Source organism: Pseudomonas knackmussii B13 (assembly GCF_000689415.1).
Taxonomy (GTDB): domain Bacteria; phylum Pseudomonadota; class Gammaproteobacteria; order Pseudomonadales; family Pseudomonadaceae; genus Pseudomonas; species Pseudomonas knackmussii.
The window spans coordinates 5741417-5759161 of record NZ_HG322950.1 but is presented as its reverse complement, the minus strand read 5'-3'; the positions used below and the strand labels follow the sequence as shown (position 1 = coordinate 5759161).

Annotated in this window: 20 protein-coding genes and 1 tRNA gene; 2 read left to right on the top strand and 19 right to left on the bottom strand. The window is 63.0% G+C overall.

Annotation, left to right across the window (positions count from 1 at the left end):
* Positions 1-124: 124 nt before the first annotated feature.
* Positions 125-628: a hypothetical protein gene (locus tag PKB_RS26895; protein ID WP_043256130.1), complete on the bottom strand. Its 504-nt coding sequence runs from the start codon at positions 626-628 to the stop codon at positions 125-127.
* 458 nt (positions 629-1086) lie between these two features.
* On the opposite strand from PKB_RS26895, the gene PKB_RS29780 reads away from it, so the two are divergent.
* A complete protein-coding gene (locus PKB_RS29780) occupies positions 1087-1386 on the top strand; it encodes a hypothetical protein (RefSeq protein ID WP_156958088.1) in 300 nt (99 codons plus the stop codon).
* A gap of 479 nt (positions 1387-1865) precedes the next feature.
* Here PKB_RS29780 and PKB_RS30650 read toward each other — a convergent pair whose 3' ends face one another.
* From PKB_RS30650 to PKB_RS26880, 4 genes are all read right to left on the bottom strand, one after another.
* Entirely contained in the window at positions 1866-2204 is a 339-nt protein-coding gene (locus tag PKB_RS30650) for an Nmad2 family putative nucleotide modification protein (RefSeq protein ID WP_422613519.1), read from the bottom strand.
* A 108-nt stretch (positions 2205-2312) separates the two neighbouring features.
* Complete coding sequence (locus tag PKB_RS26890) at positions 2313-3428, bottom strand: hypothetical protein (RefSeq protein WP_043256128.1); 1116 nt, start codon at positions 3426-3428, stop codon at positions 2313-2315.
* 43 nt (positions 3429-3471) lie between these two features.
* Positions 3472-3840 (bottom strand): hypothetical protein, encoded by a 369-nt coding sequence (locus PKB_RS26885; RefSeq protein WP_043256125.1) that lies wholly within the window; start codon positions 3838-3840, stop codon positions 3472-3474.
* 25 nt (positions 3841-3865) lie between these two features.
* Complete coding sequence (locus PKB_RS26880; protein WP_043256123.1) at positions 3866-4081, bottom strand: hypothetical protein; 216 nt, start codon at positions 4079-4081, stop codon at positions 3866-3868.
* A 238-nt stretch (positions 4082-4319) separates the two neighbouring features.
* Here PKB_RS26880 and PKB_RS29775 point away from each other — a divergent pair, with 238 nt between their 5' ends.
* Positions 4320-4538, top strand: a complete 219-nt coding sequence (locus PKB_RS29775) for a ribbon-helix-helix domain-containing protein (RefSeq protein ID WP_156958087.1) — start codon at positions 4320-4322, stop codon at positions 4536-4538.
* Between the two features lie 252 nt (positions 4539-4790).
* On the opposite strand, the gene PKB_RS26875 is transcribed toward PKB_RS29775, so the two are convergent.
* The 14 genes from PKB_RS26875 to PKB_RS26810 form a co-directional block, all read right to left on the bottom strand.
* Complete coding sequence (locus PKB_RS26875; protein ID WP_242411197.1) at positions 4791-5687, bottom strand: hypothetical protein; 897 nt, start codon at positions 5685-5687, stop codon at positions 4791-4793.
* Positions 5687-5902 (bottom strand): helix-turn-helix transcriptional regulator, encoded by a 216-nt coding sequence (locus PKB_RS29435; protein ID WP_043256118.1) that lies wholly within the window; start codon positions 5900-5902, stop codon positions 5687-5689. The genes PKB_RS26875 and PKB_RS29435 overlap by 1 nt, the downstream gene beginning before the upstream one ends.
* 107 nt (positions 5903-6009) lie before the next feature.
* Complete coding sequence (locus PKB_RS26865) at positions 6010-6756, bottom strand: hypothetical protein (RefSeq protein WP_043256116.1); 747 nt, start codon at positions 6754-6756, stop codon at positions 6010-6012.
* Positions 6753-7925, bottom strand: a complete 1173-nt coding sequence (locus PKB_RS26860; RefSeq protein WP_043256114.1) for a tyrosine-type recombinase/integrase — start codon at positions 7923-7925, stop codon at positions 6753-6755. The genes PKB_RS26865 and PKB_RS26860 overlap by 4 nt, the downstream gene beginning before the upstream one ends.
* A 166-nt stretch (positions 7926-8091) precedes the next feature.
* Positions 8092-8167 (bottom strand) — tRNA-Thr (locus tag PKB_RS26855).
* Between the two features lie 71 nt (positions 8168-8238).
* Entirely contained in the window at positions 8239-9774 is a 1536-nt protein-coding gene (locus PKB_RS26850) for a DHA2 family efflux MFS transporter permease subunit (protein ID WP_043256113.1), read from the bottom strand.
* Between the two features lie 13 nt (positions 9775-9787).
* Positions 9788-10975, bottom strand: coding sequence for an HlyD/EmrA/EmrK family protein (locus PKB_RS26845; RefSeq protein WP_043256111.1), 1188 nt, complete (start codon positions 10973-10975; stop codon positions 9788-9790).
* A gap of 12 nt (positions 10976-10987) precedes the next feature.
* Positions 10988-12469, bottom strand: a complete 1482-nt coding sequence (locus tag PKB_RS26840; RefSeq protein WP_043256109.1) for an efflux transporter outer membrane subunit — start codon at positions 12467-12469, stop codon at positions 10988-10990.
* Between the two features lie 3 nt (positions 12470-12472).
* Positions 12473-12943 (bottom strand): MarR family winged helix-turn-helix transcriptional regulator, encoded by a 471-nt coding sequence (locus PKB_RS26835; protein ID WP_043256107.1) that lies wholly within the window; start codon positions 12941-12943, stop codon positions 12473-12475.
* A 404-nt stretch (positions 12944-13347) separates the two neighbouring features.
* Entirely contained in the window at positions 13348-14571 is a 1224-nt protein-coding gene (locus PKB_RS26830) for a methyltransferase (protein WP_084166740.1), read from the bottom strand.
* 69 nt (positions 14572-14640) lie between these two features.
* The gene (locus PKB_RS26825) at positions 14641-15333 is read right to left on the bottom strand and encodes an ABC transporter permease (RefSeq protein WP_043256105.1); all 693 of its coding nucleotides are present in this window, start codon (positions 15331-15333) and stop codon (positions 14641-14643) included.
* On the bottom strand, positions 15330-16025 hold the full coding sequence (locus PKB_RS26820) for an ABC transporter permease (protein ID WP_043256102.1): 696 nt from the start codon (positions 16023-16025) through the stop codon (positions 15330-15332). Before PKB_RS26820 ends, PKB_RS26825 begins: the two co-directional genes overlap by 4 nt.
* A 57-nt stretch (positions 16026-16082) precedes the next feature.
* On the bottom strand, positions 16083-16835 hold the full coding sequence (locus tag PKB_RS26815; protein ID WP_043256100.1) for an ABC transporter substrate-binding protein: 753 nt from the start codon (positions 16833-16835) through the stop codon (positions 16083-16085).
* 14 nt (positions 16836-16849) lie between these two features.
* Positions 16850-17623, bottom strand: a complete 774-nt coding sequence (locus PKB_RS26810) for an ABC transporter ATP-binding protein (protein ID WP_043256098.1) — start codon at positions 17621-17623, stop codon at positions 16850-16852.
* Positions 17624-17745 lie beyond the last annotated feature (122 nt).

Below are 17745 nucleotides of genomic sequence, written 5' to 3'. Positions count from 1 at the left end.
TGGAAAGTGCAACTGTCATCCCGGTGTCTGTGTCCTGGAGATGGGTTGCCGGGCGATCTGCCGCGTCTTTACCCTGCCGGCGCCGAAGGGGGCTGTCTGTTCGCTAGCGTACCCAGCCCGCCGGTCAGATCAGGCTGATGTCCATGTGCGTGCCGACGCCCAGGGAGGCTTCGATGGTGTCGCGGGCAAGCAGGGTCTCGCGTGCCGAACGGGTTTCGACCAGCAGGACCACCTCGCCGTGGGCGATGGCGTAGCTGAAGGCCTTGTCGATCTGTCCGGCATCGGCCGATGCGCCGACCATGCCGCCGAGCAGGGCGCCGAGCGCGCTGCCCCAGCCCAGCATTACCAGTGGCGTACCGCTGAACAGGCTGCCGTCTGGCTGCGTCAGGGCGAGCGCGGTCAGGGTGCTCACGGCCAGGCCGAAGAGCATGCCGATCGCGCCGCTCGTGAGCATCTGCCACAACGAGCGCCTGACCCTGCGGGAGCGCGTCATGGGCGGCAGGGCCTCGGCAGCGAGGATACGCAGTCGTTCGGCGGCGATGCCCTGGCCGATCAGCCGCTGGCGGGCGCTCTCGGCCTGGACCTGCCGGGCGAAGACGCCCGATACCTGGTGGCGATAGCCGACCATGATGGTTCTCCTGGGAAGGGCTGCAAGTGCAGCCACAACTCCAGTCTGCGCGCGGGCGGTGCCCGGCATCGGTGCGTTGGCGCACCGATGCCCCGGCGTGCCGGCGGCATGCTGGAAGCTTGAATTCGGGAGCGAAGGCCATGGGGTGCGCAGGACGCCACCGACGTCCGCCTGGAAAAACGCATCGTCACCCTTTATGCGCAGCGCGCCGAGTTGCGCACCAGCAGCCTGGTCGCCTTCGTGTAGACAGGGCGAGCCACCCTGAGTGGAACGGTTGACGAGGACTGCAAGCGGCGGCTGGCCGCAACGGTTGCCCTGGACGTGCCGGGCGTTCGCGCGGTGCGCTCGCAGGCGCTCCCTTCGGCCCTCTGCGGCGGTAAGCGGGGTAGCGCACCGACACGCTGGCCGTGGGTTGCCATTGTCTGTTTCCCGACACCTCGCAATGACGCGAGAGCGGGGTGATCCACGAGGTCTTTATGGACAAGTCAGGCAAGCAAGGTCCGAACAACGAATCTAGCCGCCCGAAGGCGCAGGTACATCCGCAAGGTCCACGCCGCGAGTCGCCACGGCTATCGAGAGCTGAAGACTATTCCAACCCGAATTTGCGAGCCGAGTCGGGACGGCAGAAGCTGGCCGACGCCGTCAGGGAGGCCGGCAGAATCGCGCCCCCAGCGAGCGAAGCGAAGAACGCTGAAGCAGCACAGCGCGCTGCCCGTGGCGATGACGACCTGATGAGCGAGGAGCAGCAGGAGTCATGAAACGCTCCCTGCAGGCACGTTTCAAACGCCAGTGGAAACACGTCTTGAGCCTCTGCCGGCGCGCTTGGCGGCAGTTCTGTGGAAGAGTCGATTCCAAGCCTGCCCGACCGCAACCGAGAAAGCCGGTAGAAAGAGCCAATAAAGCAGAGGCTGCCGCACGCGCGGAGGAGAATGCGCGCAGATGGGCCGAGAAATGACGTGGCGACGGATTTCCGCACTGGCACTTGTCATCTCGGCGTGCCGTCGCCCAATTCGACGCGACCGCGACCTTCAATCGGGAAAGGGGTATTTCATCCAGTTCGGACGCTCTTCTTCAGGGGCTCCTTGGGCCCTATTTGCTCTGAGGAGCCCTGAAACAGGAAGGCGCCAGCGGGGGGAGTGGCATTCAATTGGGCCTTGGGCTTTAGCATTTTTGCGCGGGAGTGGCTCTTCGCGGCGGGCAGATATCGGCTGTCAATTGCGGATAATGGTTCGTCTTGCTAAGACGAACCAGGGTAACCGGAAGGGCAGCTATTGGCCGTTTTCTGCCTGTCGCCTCTTCGGCGTGACTGGTCAAGTCGGATGCAAACGGTGGTCAGCGGCAATGCAATTGGGCGGTCAAGTGCGATGCGATTACGCACCTCTGAGACGATGCCGGCCCAGACGACGCTGTGGCCTGAGAGGGGATTCACCGTTGAACCTGCAAATGCGAGCACGAGATCGCCAACCTTCGCCTTCTTGCGGATGCGCGGCTTGCAGACAGCCAGCGTAACGGCCGGCGGATCGTAGTTTGGCGCTGAGCCTGCGTCCGTGGCGATCACATACGTGTGAACTCGCATAGCGTCTGGCCAGTGGCTGCCAGCGGTTGAGGCGCTGACTTTCCGGGGTAGTTAGTCGGGGCAAAGCCCCGGGTACGGGGCTTCATCACATAGCGCGTCTGGAGGAGATCAGAAAAGTGACCGCACCCATACCTGGATGGGATAGAGGATGATGCCAACTGTCAGTCCGATGTAGACCAAGTAGCCAAGGGTTACCTGCGGGGCGACTAGCTCGGCGGCTCTCTCAAAATCGCTGCCCCGATACATAGCGGCCTGAATCGAGTTGAACGGCAGGGCCTCAAGCTGAGCCTTGGCGTTGCGCGCAGCGATGAAACGCAGGGAGACATACCAGAAAGCCGCTGCCGGGATCACCGTGCAAGCCGATCCTAATATCGCCCCCAGCAGCAGCGTTACCGGTGTCATCAACAAGGTCATCAGCAAGCCATCTTGCTTGTACCCGTTGCCGGTCATCCACCACAGTTTCGCAAGCACGTCGGCGCAATAGTTAAGCGCAGCGGGGAAATTCCACTCGGTCCCCATTGCCAGCCAAAGGTAGGACAGCCCGGCCATTGCTGCGCCCCAGTTGATGACCTGGGCACAGCCATAGCCGCCGAAAGCACCGCCATTGATCGGCGCTATCGCCGCGAAGTGAGTACCCCGCCCCAGGATTGCACGGGGAAGGAAGCAGACCACCAGCAGCAACCCAGCCACCAGTAGCATCAGCCCCTCATGCCCAGGGAGAGCCACAAACTCACCGTTCGCGTAGATGCGCCCCTTCATCACGTCCCGCGCCATATCCACGAACGGGATGGCCAGCGCGGCAGCAATGAAGCCGGACTTCGGCACCGACCATATTTCGGCAAACCAGTTGCCGGTCAGGCTGCGGCGGTAGTAGTAGCGATAGGTGCGCTCGGGCCGGTACCTGGTGCCGGAGTCCTTCACTGCCACACCGAACCAGCCGCTGGCGATGGCCACATAGGAAAGCAGGCGGCCAGTGTTGTTCATCACCAGTGAATGCGTTGCCGAGCTATCCACCCAAGGCAGGCGGACGGACTGCCCGGCAGGGCGATTGGCGCACTCCTCGACGAACACATCTGCCAGTTCATTGCATGACCTGTAGCCGCGCGGATAGAAGAAGTCGAAAGCGGCTCTTACAGAACTGAGGACAACGCTCCACATCACGTACAGCGGCAGAGAAACGCCATACGACCAAACCGCTCCCAGGAAAGATCTGACTGCCGACATAGCTGCAACTCCTTTGCCATCACTGGCTCTGAACGATCGATTCCTACAGATCTGCAGTGCTGCCGATTAGGCTCTTGGCGAGCTCATCAATCAGCAGTTCCCGCACCGCCAGCTTGCAGTGCCGTTGCCAATTGGCGCGAGCCAGGTAGCCGGTATCAGCACCCAGCGGGTTTAGCCGTCGCCACTCACGTTCAAGTCGCGCAGCCTCCCCCTGGAGATAGTCCTGCTTCCGCTCGATATAGGCCTTCAACCTCTGGCCTTCCGCCAGCCGGCGCATAAGGAGCGGATTTACCTCTTGGAGAATCTCGTGAACTGCCCGCCCCCAATACGGCAAGCCCTGGAGCTCAGGCAGCAAGCTGGCTTCCATCGGCATGGACAGGTAGACGTTATGAAACTGCGAATTCAGGGCCACCGACTGCTCCACATAGCCAGCGTGTCTACAGCCGGGCCAGCTCTATCGGCAACCGGCCGGTGACCAATCCCGGAAAGACAATCGCGTCTGCTACGCGACCATCACTCAGTATCTCGATGAGCAGCGACGCCTGACCTCTGTAGCTGCACCGGCGGAAAATGATCGACTCACCCTCATCCAGGATCGGCAGCTCACTCGACACGACGAGCCCTGCATCCAGCGTGAACTCAGCAATAGCCATGACGCGCCTCCTGGCGAGCAGATTCCGGCGAGCAGGCGTGGGCGGCCTGCTGTGGGGAAATCATAGGCGATACGCTTAACTTAAGCAACTTACGTAATATTGATTTTCAGCATGATGTCCGTCTGACCTGAAGCCAGGCCGCCGCAGTGCGATCAATCGCGCCAAATCCTTCACGGGGTTGAAAAGGGTATCTCGCTTACGTAAGTTGCAGCTCTTAAATAACAATCCGGGACAAACGATGCTCAAACCGAATACCCCAGCACAGAGTGCGGCGGTTTTTAAGCGTGTCACCTTCTCGCTGACAGACCAAATCAGTGAGGAAATTGATCGCATCAGCCTGATCCCGCGTGGATTCCGAGCCTCTCGCTCAGACGTTGTTCGTGCCGGTGTAGCGGCCCTGGCAGAAATGACGGAAGAGCAGGTCGTGGCCCTGCTGGATAAGGTGCGGCGCGAATAGCCGCATGCTTGCAACCCCATGATTGCGCCTTGGGTAAGCATGGGGCTGATGGCGCAATGGGTTATTCACAGGCTCTGCGCGTAGAAGTACGGTAGATATAAGGTAGAAGCCTATCGTTCTGTGTTTTTTATAACAAAATCAATAAATTGCGGATTATCTCTGCGAGGCTATGCCACTGCGGCGCGGTGCTATGCCACCAAAGAGCGACGCTATGCCATCAACAACGCGAGGCTATGCCACCGCGGCACAACACTACGGAATAAGCCAAAGAACCAGCTGCGGCTTGCCTCTACTGCTTTCCTGAATGCTGCCCCTGGTGATGATCTCCAGACGCTCCAGCTCGCATACAGCTCGACCAAGGCTGCCACGGAAGTCTCGCAGACGCCCGCCATACGCCATTTGGGCCATGAGTCCCTCAAGTGCGTAACGCTGCACTCGGTCAGAGGACGTGGCGATCAGCCGCTGCAGCGTTTTGGCCATGTCCAGCCCGCGTCGGATCTGTAAGCGCTTTTCCCAGTCAATCAGGCTGTACTCCCGATTTCCGAACATCAAGATCCAGTGCGGGTCGAGTGTGTAGCGGTAGGTCTCGCTGTCATAGCTGAGGCTCTTCAGGATGCTGAATGACTCCATCTTGCCCACTGTGTATCGGGTAGAGCCATTTGGCTTAAGCGCCTCGAGGAACAGCGTCGCCTCGCGCAAACGTTTCATGCTTCGATAAAGCCATTCGTACTGCGAACTGCCGATGGCCCCGCGCTTGATCTTCCTAAGCAGTTGTTTGCGATTCAGTCGAACGGGGTCTCCTAGCGGAAACGGTTGCGCGAAGGCGATCAGCGCCATGATCAGGTCCCCATCGGCTTCATCCAGCTGCTCACCGCTGTACTCCAAGACGCAATCTCGGCGCGTTACCATCTTGGTCTTCGAGTGTTGTTTGCGTTCACTGCGAGCGATCGGAGCAATCAGGCTCGACCGATTGAGGTGGTTCGGAAAAGCCCCGATGGCAAAACCGGGCAAAAACATGTGGCGGGAAGCAGCTTCTTCCTTCCCGTCATGAGAGCTCTCTTGGCGTGAGCGGGGCGCTACCAGCGTTGATTTGGCAGCGTTTCCGGGCCCGCGACGAATCTTTGCAATGCGCTCCTCATAACGACTCATCAAGGCCTTTGCCCAGATGACGCGAGAACCTTGTCTGCGATCCAGGCATGGACATGCTCAGCAGGCCAGGCGACCGAATTCGGGCCAAGCCGTACCGGGGGCGGGAACTCGCCACTACGGATGAGTCGGTAGATCTGCGACTTGCTCAAGCCAACCTGGGTGCAAACACCGGGCAAACGCAGAAGTGCAGGAGTTACGGGTGATACCAGTGCCATTCGAGGTCTCCATGAGTCCTGTTGCGATGGCTCTGGATTGAATGGCACGCGCTGGCAATAAAAACCGAATTCGGGAAAACAGATGCACCTGAAACAGTGGCGTTTGCTTACGCTCCTTTCCGCTTCAGCGGAAGATACCTCGCCACCGTATCAGTGTCGGGGAAATCGCTGATGCCTAATCGATCAGCGATAAATGCGAGGCTTTCAGCGATCGCGTAAGGCCCTTTGCCTGCGGAGTCCTTCTCGCAAATCTTCGAGTTCAAAATTACACGGCACGCCTCATCTTGCCTGGCAGCAGCGGCGACCATTGCAACAAGTGCCCCGGTAAGCCGTTGTACCGTGTGGATTTCCCGCAGTCGGAGTTGCTCTTTTTCTGTCGCCGGGGCATCGCCACCTTGCTTCTTGTAAAAGTCGCCATTGCAGATGAAGTGGGGTGTCTGTGGCCCCAAATGCTCCTCGATTAGCCTGGTCAGGAGTGATGGTGAGAAGTAGATAGCAGCATCAGACACGGGGAGCTCTATGCCTGAGTCGTCTTCAACCAAGATAAACGGCTCGCGCTTGCTTTTGCTGAGCGCTTGGAGCTCGAAGTACCTAATGAGCCTCACGGCCTGTAGGCCCCCTGTATCTCGATGAGCCTCATGATCAAGCACATTTGCAACCCTGCAGGTCTCTACGCTGAGGACTGTATGGCCGGCCATGAGAGGGCGGAAAATATCAGCAGACGCAAAGGCTGCCTCTTCGCGACTACACCTTAGCTCCTGCCTGTATTCATCAACGAATTCGCTCAGCCGAACTGGGGTATCACGCATAACGAGATGGCGTCGCACATAGCGTTTAGGCTGGGAGCTGGTCATTTAAGGCAACTCAAGTGATCGGCATACCATTGAAGCATCTCTCGCCTCCCCTCCAGATACTGGGCGTGGTTGTAGGTACCACGAATGCTGTTCTTGTCCACATGAGCCAACTGAGTCTCGACCCACTCACTGGGATATCCCTGCTCGTGCAGAGTGGTAGACATTGTGTGGCGGAATCCATGACCTGTGGCACGCCCGTCGTAGCCGGAGCGTTTCAGCAGTTGGTTGATGGCGGCCTCGCTCATGGGTTTTGCCGGGTCGTTACGGCCAGGGAATGCAAGCGTGTAGCCGCCAGTAATGCGTTCCAACTCGCGCAGTGCGGCCACCGCCTGCTGGGAGAGTGGGACTAGATGGGCGCGGCGCATCTTCATGCGCGTTGCAGGAATCAGCCAGAGCGCTTTGTCGAGGTCAAACTCCGACCACGGGGCGCCACGCAGTTCAGCTGTGCGCACTCCGGTCAGGATCAGCAGGCGAGTGGCGATCTTCACTGCGTCATGTCCTGGACACCCCTGAATACTGCGTATCAGTGCCGGGATTTCAGCAATGGGCAAGAAGGGGTAATGCCGTGAGGTAGGCGTCTGCAGTGCTCCGCCAATATCGGCAATAGGGTTGTACTCGGCGCGACCAGTGGCAATCGCGAAACGGTACACCTCCTGGCAGCGCTGTCGAACCTTGCGCAGCTTCTCTAGAGCGCCCCGCGACTCAATGCGGCGAAATACTTGCAGCCACTGCATCGGCTTGATGTCAGTTAGCGGCAGGTTTCCCACTTGAGGGAAAATATCCAGCTCGAAGGCTTCCACTACATCATCGGCGTACCCGGCCGACCAGCGAGGTGCCTTGTGCTGATGCCACTCCAGCGCAAGATTCTTGAAGGTATTGGCGCGAGATATTGCCGCCTGAGCTCGCATTACCTTCCGCTCAAGCCCGGGGTGCCGCCCCTGCGCCACAAGCTGGCGAGCATCCGAGGCCAGCTGCCGAGCCTGCGCGAGCGTTACCTTGTCGATGGTGCCAAGGGAAATATGAGACTGCTTGCCATCCAGGCGGAATCGGAAGCGCCAAGACTTGCCACCTGCCGCGCGAATCCAAAGAAATAAACCGCCACCATCAGCAAGGCCATAGTCGCTTTCGCGTGGCGCGGCGTTCTTCACCTGCAAGGCCGTCAGAGGCATGCTGAGTACCCATAGATAATTGAACAATCTAAAGGTACTTACACGGGTACTCAAATGGCAAGCGCTTGGATGAGGCTGGATGGCACTGCATGAAACACAAAGCCCGCGCGAGGCGGGCTTTGTGGCGGATTCATGACACTGCTTGGCACCGCCTGAATCTATTTAATGGTGCCGGCACCAGGAATCGAACCCGGGACCTACTGATTACAAGTCAGTTGCTCTACCAGCTGAGCTATACCGGCAAGGAGGGTCGCCATTATAGCGACGTGCCTGTCGGTGTAAACCACTGATTTTCCTGCGTCCCTTCGATCGGTCAGTGAGCGCTGGCGGCGGCTCCGGGCTTGGCGCCGAAGGGGGGCTTGGCCATCCAGATCACGAACAGCAGGGCCAGGAAGGTCCAGCCGAGCAGGGTGAAGTAGTCCACCGTCGAGATCATGTAGGCCTGGCTTTCCACCATGCGCTCGAGCATTGCCGCGCCGTGCTGGCTGTTGCCGCCGAGGTTGTGCAGCGCGTCGCGGGTCGCTGGGTCGAAGGTGCTCAGGTTCTCGGTCAGGTAGGCGTGGTGCTGGGTGGCGCGGCGGTTCCAGATCCAGGTGGTCAGCGAGGCTGCGAAGCTGCCGCCGAGGGTGCGGAGGAAGGTGGCCAGGCCCGAGCCGTCGGCGATCTGGTCCGGCGGCAGGTCGGAGAGCAGGATGCTGAGGATCGGCATGAAGAAGAAGGCCACGCCCAGGCCCATGAACATTTGCACCAGCGCGATGTGCAAGTAGTCCACGTCGGTCGTGAAGCTGGCCCGCATGAAGCTGCTGGCGGACATCACCAGGAATGCCACGCCGGCCAGCACGCGCAGGTCGAAGTTGTTGGCGTAGCGGCCGACCAGCGGCGAGAGGAACACCGGCAGGATGCCGATCGGCGCCGCAGCCAGGCCGGCCCAGGTGGCGGTGTAGCCCATCTGGGTTTGCAGCCACTGCGGCAGTAGCAGGTTCATGCCGAAGAAGGCCGCGTATCCGCCCACCAGCGCCAGGGTGCCGAAGGTGAAGTTGCGGTGCACGAAGAGCCGCAGGTTGACGATCGGGTGCTTGTCGGTGAGTTCCCAGATCACGAAGACCGCCAGGGCGATGACCGAGACGACGGTGCCGCCGACGATGAAGTTCGACTCGAACCAGTCCAGGTCGTTGCCCTTGTCGAGCACGATCTGCAGCGCACCTACGCCTATCACCAGCATCGCCAGGCCCATGTAGTCCATCGGTGCGTGCTTGATCACCACCGGGCGCTTCTTCAGTTGCTGGTAGACCACCATCGCGGCGAACAGGCCGATGGGCACGTTGATGAAGAAGATCCACGGCCAGCTGTAGCTGTCGGTGATCCAGCCGCCGAGGATCGGCCCGGCGATGGGCGCCACCACCGTGACCATCGCCAGCAGCGCCAGGGCCATGCCCCGTTTGGCTGGTGGGTAGATGGAGATCAGCAGGGTCTGGGTGATCGGGTACAGCGGCCCGGCGACGAAGCCCTGCAGGGCGCGGAAGCCGACCAGCATGCCCATCTGCTGCGCGACGCCGCAGAGGAACGAGGCGATCACGAAGAGGATGGTCGCCGCGATGAACAGCCGCACCTCGCCTACCTTGCGGCTGAGCCAGCCGGTGAGCGGAAGGGCGATGGCGTTGCTGACCGCGAACGAGGTGATCACCCAGGTGCCCTGCTCGGCGCTCACCCCGAGGTTGCCGGAGATGGTCGGCAGGGCGACGTTGGCGATGGTGGTGTCCAGCACCTGCATGAAGGTCGCCAGGGACAGGCCGATGGTGGCCATCACCAGGCTGGGCGGGCTGAAGGCGCCGTTGCTGTTCTCGCTCATGATGCTTCCTGGCTCAGCGCGCGGCGGTGCTGCGGCTGCGGCCGTCGGCCATGTTGGCGTGGATCAGCTGCTCGATGAGCTGGTCCGCCGAGGCCAGTTGCTGCTGATAGACGTCGGTGGAGAACACCGCTTCGTGGGGCGACTGCTGAGCCAGCGCCGGGCCGCTCTGGTCGTGCAGGTCGACCTTCACGTCCATCGACAGGCCGATGCGCAGCGGGTGCTCTTCGAGTTGCTTGGCGTCGATGCGAATGCGCACCGGGACGCGCTGCACGATCTTGATCCAGTTGCCGGTGGCGTTCTGCGCCGGCAGCAGGGAGAAGGCGCTGCCGGTGCCGACGCCGAGGCTTTCCACCGAGCCCTGGTACTGGACCGAGCTGCCGTAGAGGTCGGAGCGGATCTCCACCGGCTGGCCGATGCGCATGTGTTGCAGCTGGGTTTCCTTGAAGTTGGCGTCGATCCACACCTGGTCCAGCGGGATCACCGCCATCAGCGCGGCGCCCGGTTGCACACGCTGGCCGACCTGCACGGTGCGCTTGGCGACGTAGCCGGTGACCGGCGCGACTATCACCGCGCGGGCGTCGTCGAGGTAGGCCTGGCGCAGCTTGGCGGCGGCTGCCTTGACGTCCGGGTGGGAGGAAATGACGGTGTCGTCGACCAGCGCGCGATTGGTGTCGAGCTGTTGTTCGGAGCTGGTCAGGGAGCTGCGTGCGGTGTCCAGGGCGTCACGGGCGTGGGCCAGCTCTTCCTGGGAGATGGCGCCGTCATTGGCCAGGTTCTGCCGGCGCTTGAAGTCCGCCTCGGCCTTGGCCAGGGCGACCTTCTTCGCCGCTACGTCGGCCTTGTAGCCGTCTACGTTGCTGTACAGCCCGCGCACCTGGCGGACGCTGCGGGCGAGATTGGCCTCGGCCTGCTGCAGGGCGACGTCGGCGTCGCTGGGGTCGAATTTCACCAGCACCTGGCCTTTCTGCACCAGGTCGCCGTCGTCGGCGCCGATGCTGACCACGGTGCCGGTGATCTGCGGGGTGATCTGCACGACGTTGCCGTTTACGTAGGCGTCATCGGTGTCTTCGTGCCAGCGGCCATAGAGGAACTCCCAGGCGGCGGCTGCGATGCCGGCGAGGATGACGACGACGGTCAGGATCAGTAGCCAGCGCTTGCGCTGGGGATTGCCGCCGGTGGTTTCTTGGGTATCGGTGGTCATGGCGGTTGCCTCTTAGTGCACGGCAGCTGCGCCCGCCTGGGCGAGCGGGGCGGAAGGGGTGGAGTCGGCCTGGAAACCGCCGCCGAGGGCCTGTACCAGTTGCACGGACAGGTCGATGCGTTGGGCGTCCAGATTGGCCAGTTCGCGCTCGGCGACGAGCAACTGCTGCTGCACGCTCAGGGCGTCCAGGTAGTTGCCCACGCCTTCGCCGTAGCGACGCATGGCCAGTTCGAAGTTGGACTTGGCGATGTCGCGCGCCTCGCGCTGGTCGACCAGGCGCTGCTCCAGGGAGCGCAGCTGGCTGAGGTCGTCGCTGACCTCGCCGAGGGCGTTGACCAGGGTCTTGTTGTACTGCGCGACGGCCAGGTCGTAGTCGGCGTCCTTGCCCGCCAGGTTGGCGCGCAGGCGGCCGCCGTCGAACAGCGGCAGGGAAATGGCCGGGGCGATCTGGTAGAAGCGGCTCGGCGCCGACAGCAGATCGCTGCTGTGCATGCTGGCCAGGCCGATCATCGCGCCCAGGTTGATGTTCGGATAGAACTGCGTCTTCGCCGACTGGATGTCCTTGTTCGCAGCCTCCACGCGCCAGCGTGCCGCGACTATGTCCGGACGCCGGCCGAGGAGCTCGGCGGGCAAGTTCGACGGCAGGCTCAGGGCGTTGGCTTGCAGTGCGCGTGGGCGTTGCAGTTCCAGTCCGCGGTCGGGGCCCTGGCCGAGGAGCACGGCCAGCGAGATGCGGTCGCTGGCGATTTGCTGCTCGGCGGCGGCCAGTTGTTCACGGGCGCTGGCGACCTGGGTCTGGGTCTGTTGCAGCTGCACCTTGCTGTCCAGGCCCGCATCCATGCGCTTCTTGCTCAGCTCGAAGAGGCGCTGCGAGCGGTCCAGTTCGTCCTTGGCCAGGTCGCGAACGATAAAGGCGTGGCCGAGTTCGCTGTAGGCACGGGCGACATTCACGGAGAGATTGATGCTCGCGGCCTGACGGTCCACCTCGGCGGCATTGGCTTGGCCGAGTGCGGCTTCCCAGGCGGCGCGCTGGCCGCCCCAGAGGTCGAGGTCGTAGTTGAAGCTGAGCGCACCGTACTTCACTGCCGCGTAGTGTCCGCCGATGGGCGACGGGACGACGCTGGTCGGTGCACGGATGCCGGCGTAGCTGGCCTTGGCGTTCAACGTCGGCATGCGTTCGGCGTCGGCGGCGTTGGCGGCGGCGGCTGCCTGGCGAGCGCGGGCATCGGCGATCTGCAGGTCCGGGGTGCCTTTAAGGGCTTCGCCGATCAGGCTGTCGAGCTGTGGGTCGCTCAGGCTCGACCACCAGTCCTGGCGCGGCCAGGCGGCGTTGGACAGCGGAGTGCCGTCGAGGCTGCGGCCTGCCTGCAGGTGCGCCGGATCGAGGGTCTTGCCGCTGGGCGCGAGGCCCGCGGAGCTGACGCAACCGGTGAGGGCCGCAGCACTCAGCATGGCCAGCGCATAGGCGCGGCCGAGGGGGCGAAGGGCTGGCATGGGTCAGTTCTCCTGCGCCGCGCAGGTCGCGGCGTCATGACTGCGCAGGATCTTGTCGAGCAGGTGGGTCAGGGTCTGCAGTTCCTCGCTGGAAAGGCAGCCGACCAACTCATTCATCGCCTGGGAAGCGATCTGCGGCGCCTCGGCATTCACTGCCTCGCCGGCCGGGCTGAGGTGCAGGCGCACGCTGCGGCGGTCGTTGGGGCACGGGTTGCGCAGCAGCAGCTCTTTCTTTTCCAGGCGGTCGAGCATGCGGGTCATCGAGCCGCTGTCGATGGAGAGCTCGCGGCACAGCTCGGCCGGCGTATTAGCGCGGTTGTGACCGACGAAGAACAGCACCTTGAATTGCGCGGCGGTGATGTCCAGGTGTGCCAGGTGCTTGTCCAGCAGGCGGTCCTTCAGGATCGCGGCGTGGGCGAGCAGTTGGCCGATAGACCCCTTGAATGGGAAGTCCGAAGCACGATAGTGATCCATGGCAAGGCTAATTACTGTCTAGGCAGCTAATGTGTTTCGAAATAATACTGCCCAGACAGCTATTGGCAAATAGCTGATTGTTGCAAGTGAGCAACAATAAATTCCTTTTGCGCCTCTTCGATCCGCAGGTGAAACGCCAGGGTGCTCGTTCGATGTGCGTGGAGGCGAGCGATTTCGGGGCTTATGCACAAGCCTGGGGCGAGCACGCCCGGCTATTGCCGGAAAATCTTGACCGACTTCGCAATAATAGATAACCGATTGTTTTTAAAGGATTAATTTTTTAGCGCTCAAAAAATGAGCAGGTCAAGCGGAGGGGCGTGAGGACGGGCTTCGGCAAGCGATATCCCGTTTTTCTCAACAGAGTTATCCACAGCTTTTGTGGGTGACGTTTTGGAACGCTTGTACTAGGCGCGCTCGGCGATGATCAGCAGGTTGCGCGGGGTGAGGCTTGCTGAGCAGAAGGCGCCTAAACGCACGCGATAGCCCTGTTCGTCGAGGAACAGCGCACGGTCCAGCAGCAGCCAGAGTTCCAGCGGGCGGCGGAAAAGCCCGCGCAGCAGTTCCAGGTTGCGCACTTCGGCCAGGCGCTGACGGCCTCGCGCCTCGAGGGCGGCCCAGTCGCGTTCGCTCGGCGTCGGCAAGCCCTTCAGGGCAGCCAGGTCGCGGCAGTAGTCGGCGAAGGGTTTGTGCAGCCAGTCCGGTGCCACGGAGGGCACGGGCAGATAGCAGTCCTCACCGCGCAGTTCCCGCTGCAGCAGATCGAAAGCCAGACGCCGCGCCATGGAGGCGTCGCGCTGGCGCCGCACGCGGGAGCCGGCGGTGACGGTTTCGGTGAGGGGCAGCCGCAGGTCGTCCTGGTTCAAGCGCAGTGCCGAGGCGCCGGCGCTTGTGGATAACGGCTGATAGTCCTCGCTGGTGATCCGGTTGTAGCAGCAGGGTGCCACCGCCAGTTGACGGCAGTTTCGGCCGACGGCCTGGCGCAGCAGGGTGACATGCAGGTCGCCGCAGGCATGCAGGGCCACGGCGGTCTGCCCGGGTTGCAGGTAGCGGCTGGCGCCTTCGGCCAGGACGTCCTGCTCGACGTGCATGGCGCGCAGGCCGAGGCGATCGCTCATGCGCTGGCCATCGTTGACCAGCGCGAGGTCACGCTCGAGGCTCAGCAGCGCTTCTCCGCCGTGGGCCAGCAGGCGTCCCAGGTGCCCTTTGCCGGCGCACCAGTCGAGCCACTGCACTGGCGGCGTGGAGAAGTTCAGGCGGCTGGCGAAGGCTTCGATCTGCTGCCACTTGCGCCCGGGCACGTCGACCTGGAATTGCGCTGGCAGCTTCGGCAGGGGCTGCTCGGGCAACTCGCCGACTTCCGCCAGGCGCGCAGCCTGGGCTGCCAGTTCAGGGAAAGGTGCGGGCGCGGGTAGATGCTGCGGATGGTTGTGCGCGGCATCCGCCTCTTCGAGGCTGCGCCGGCGCAGCCAGGCGGCCAGCGCGGGATGTTCGGCTTCCCAGGGCAGCGTCAGCTCGGTGAAGGGCTTCGGCCGCCAGAGCTGCTGATGGGCGAGCAGGAACCCATCCAGCGCTTCGAAGCGCTGGAGCAGGGCGTCGCCCGTCAGGCAGGGGATTGTCGGTTCGGCCACGGCAGGTGCTGGAGGGAAGCGGCGGGGCGGCGATTATAGCGGCGCCACCGCCGTCCCGGGGAGCGCCGGTCAGCGGCCTTGCATGGCCTCGACGCGCAGCCAGCGTTCGGCCAGGCGGAAGCCGCGAGTGAGCACCAGGGTGATGAGCAGGTAGAGCGCACCGGCGTAGCAGAAGAACAGCATGTTCTCGTAGGTGCGCGCGTTGATGGTGCGGGTTACGCCCATGATGTCGAACAGGGTCACGGTGTACACCACGGCGCTGGCCTTGAGCATGAGGATGATCTCGTTGCTGTAGGCCGGCAGGGCGATGCGCGCGGCGCGCGGCAGGATGATGTGCAGCAGTGCCTGGCGCTTGGACATGCCCAGCGAGCGCGCAGCTTCCACTTCACCGACCGGAATCGCGTGGATGGCGCCCCGCAGGATCTCCGCGATGTACGCAGCAGTGTGCATGGTCATGGTCACCAGCGCGCACCAGTACGGATCGCGCAGGTAGGGCCAGAGCGGGCCCTGGCGGACCGCGTCGAACTGCGCCAGGCCGTAGTAGACGATGAACAGTTGCAGCAGCAGCGGCGTACCGCGGAAGAAGAAGATGTAGGCGTAGGGCAGCGCGCGCACGTACCAGTGCCGCGAGGCGCGGGCGATGCCCAGCGGCACTGCGAGGGCCAGGCCGGCGACCACGGCGATGGCCAGCAGCTCCAGGGTCAGCTGGACGCCCTCGAACATCTTCGGCGTCCACTTCAGCAGCAGTTCCCACACGCTCATAGCTCGTTCCTCACGAAGCCACGTCCTGCGCGGCCTTCGAAGTAATGCAGGGCCGCCATGACGAAGACGGTCAGGCTCAGGTAGATCAGCGCTGCGGCCATGTAGAAGGTGAAGGGTTCCTTGGTCGCGTTGGTCGCCGCTGCCGCTTTGCGCATGATCTCGTCGAGGGTGATCAGCGACACCAGCGCGGTGTCCTTGAGCAGGATCAGGTAGAGGTTGCCCAGGCCCGGCAGCGCCACGCGCCAGACTTGCGGCAGGACGATGCGCCAGAAGATTCGCGGGGCAGACAGGCCCAGTGCCTGTCCGGCTTCGCGGTGGCCCTTGGGTACCGCCAACAGCGCGCCCCGGAACACCTCAGTGGCGTAGGCGCCGAAGCACAGGCCGAGGGCGCAGACGCCAGCGGCGAACGGGCTGAGGGCCAGTTCGGGGTTGCCGAACAGCGCACCCAGGGCATTCAGGCCGGCCACGCTGCCGAAGTAGATCACCAGCACCCAGAGGGTTTCCGGGACGCCGCGGACGATGGTGGTGTAGGTGCCGCCCAGCATACGCAGGGCGGGGTTCTTCGAAGTCTTGGCGATGGCGCCGAGCAGGCCGAGCAGCAGGCCGAGGCAGACCGCCGCCAGCGACAGCTTGAGCGTCATCAGTGTGCCGGCCGCCAGCTGCGGGCCGAAACCGTGCAGGTCGAAAATCATGGGAGTCACGCCTGGGCAGGGAGCGCGCCGCGGTTCAGGCGGCGCGCCGGGTCGGCATCACTGGATGCTGAAGGGGAAGTACTTGTCGTTGATCTTCTTGTAGGTACCGTCGTCGACGATTTCCTTCAGCGCGGCATTCAGCTTGTCGCGCAGCGGGTCGCCCTTGCGCACGGCGATGCCGATCTTGTCATTGTCGAAGACCGGTTGGCCCTTGAACTCGAAGTCCTTGCCAGCGTCGCTCTTCAGCCAGTCGTACTGCACGAACTTGTCGGCCAGCACGCCGTCCAGGCGGCCCGAGGACAGGTCCAGGTAGGCGTTTTCCTGGGTGTCGTAGAGCTTGATGGTGACCACGTCGTTGAGGTGGTCTTCCAGCCAGGTGCCGGCGATGGTGGCGCGCTGCGCACCGATCACCTTGCCTTTCAGCGCGGCGTTGTCGGTCTTGAAGTCAACCGACTTGGGGGCCACGAACTGCAGCTTGTTGGTGTAGTACGGGGTGGTGAAGTCGACCGCCTGCTTGCGCTCGTCGGTGATCGACATGGAGGCGACGATGAAGTCGAACTTCTTGGCGTTCAGGGCCGGGATGATGCCGTCCCAGTCGGAGGTGACCACGTCGCACTCGGTCTTCATCTTGGCGCACAGCGCCTTGGCGATGTCGATGTCGAAGCCGACCACCTGGCCGCTGGCGTCGATGCCGTTGAAGGGCGGGTAGGCGCCTTCGGTGCCGATGCGCAGCTTCTCGGCGGCGACCGCGTGGGCGCCGAAGGCCAGGGTGGCAGCGGCGGCGAGGAGGATCTTCTTGTAGTTCTTCACGTGAAATAGCTCCATTAGCGGTGGCTGGACATGAACTGCTTGCAGCGGGCCGATTGCGGGTTCTCGAAGACCTGCTCGGGCGTTCCCTGCTCCTCGACCAGGCCCTGGTGGAGGAACACCACCTCACTGGAAACCTGGCGGGCGAAATTCATTTCGTGGGTGACCAGCAACATGGTCCGGCCTTCCTCGGCGAGGGCGCGGATCACGTTGAGCACTTCCTGGACCATCTCCGGGTCGAGCGCGGAGGTCGGCTCGTCGAAGAGGATGACCTTCGGTTGCATGGCCAGGGTGCGGGCGATGGCGGCGCGCTGCTGCTGGCCGCCGGAAAGCTGGGCGGGGAAACTGTGGCGCTTGTCGGCGATGCCGACCTTGGCCAGCAGGGCCTCGGCGATCTCGGTGGCTTCGGCCTTGGTCTTGCCCAGCACACGGCGCGGCGCCTCGATGATGTTGTCGAGGATGCTCATGTGCGGCCAGAGGTTGAAGTTCTGGAAGACGAAGCCCAGTTCGCTGCGCAGACGGTTGATCTGCCGGTTGTCGGCGGCGACCAGTGCTCCGTCTTTGGCCTTCTTCAGCTTGAGCTCTTCGCCGGCCACCAGGATCTGGCCCTGGTGCGGGTTCTCCAGCAGGTTGACGCAGCGCAGGAAGGTCGACTTTCCGGAACCGGAGGAGCCAAGGATGGAGATCACGTCGCCGTCGCGGGCGGTCAGGGAAATGCCCTTGAGCACTTCCAGGTCACCGTAACGCTTGTGCAGGTTACGGATTTCCAGGGCGGGTATGGCCTCGGCCATAAGGGGCTCCTCTCTTGTTATTGGGTGCCTGGCGGCGGACCGCTGCAGGGGGTGGGGCCTTTCTGGCGAAGCGCAACCTATCACGCGATCTGCAGGGTCGCAGGGGGAGTAGTGACAAGTTG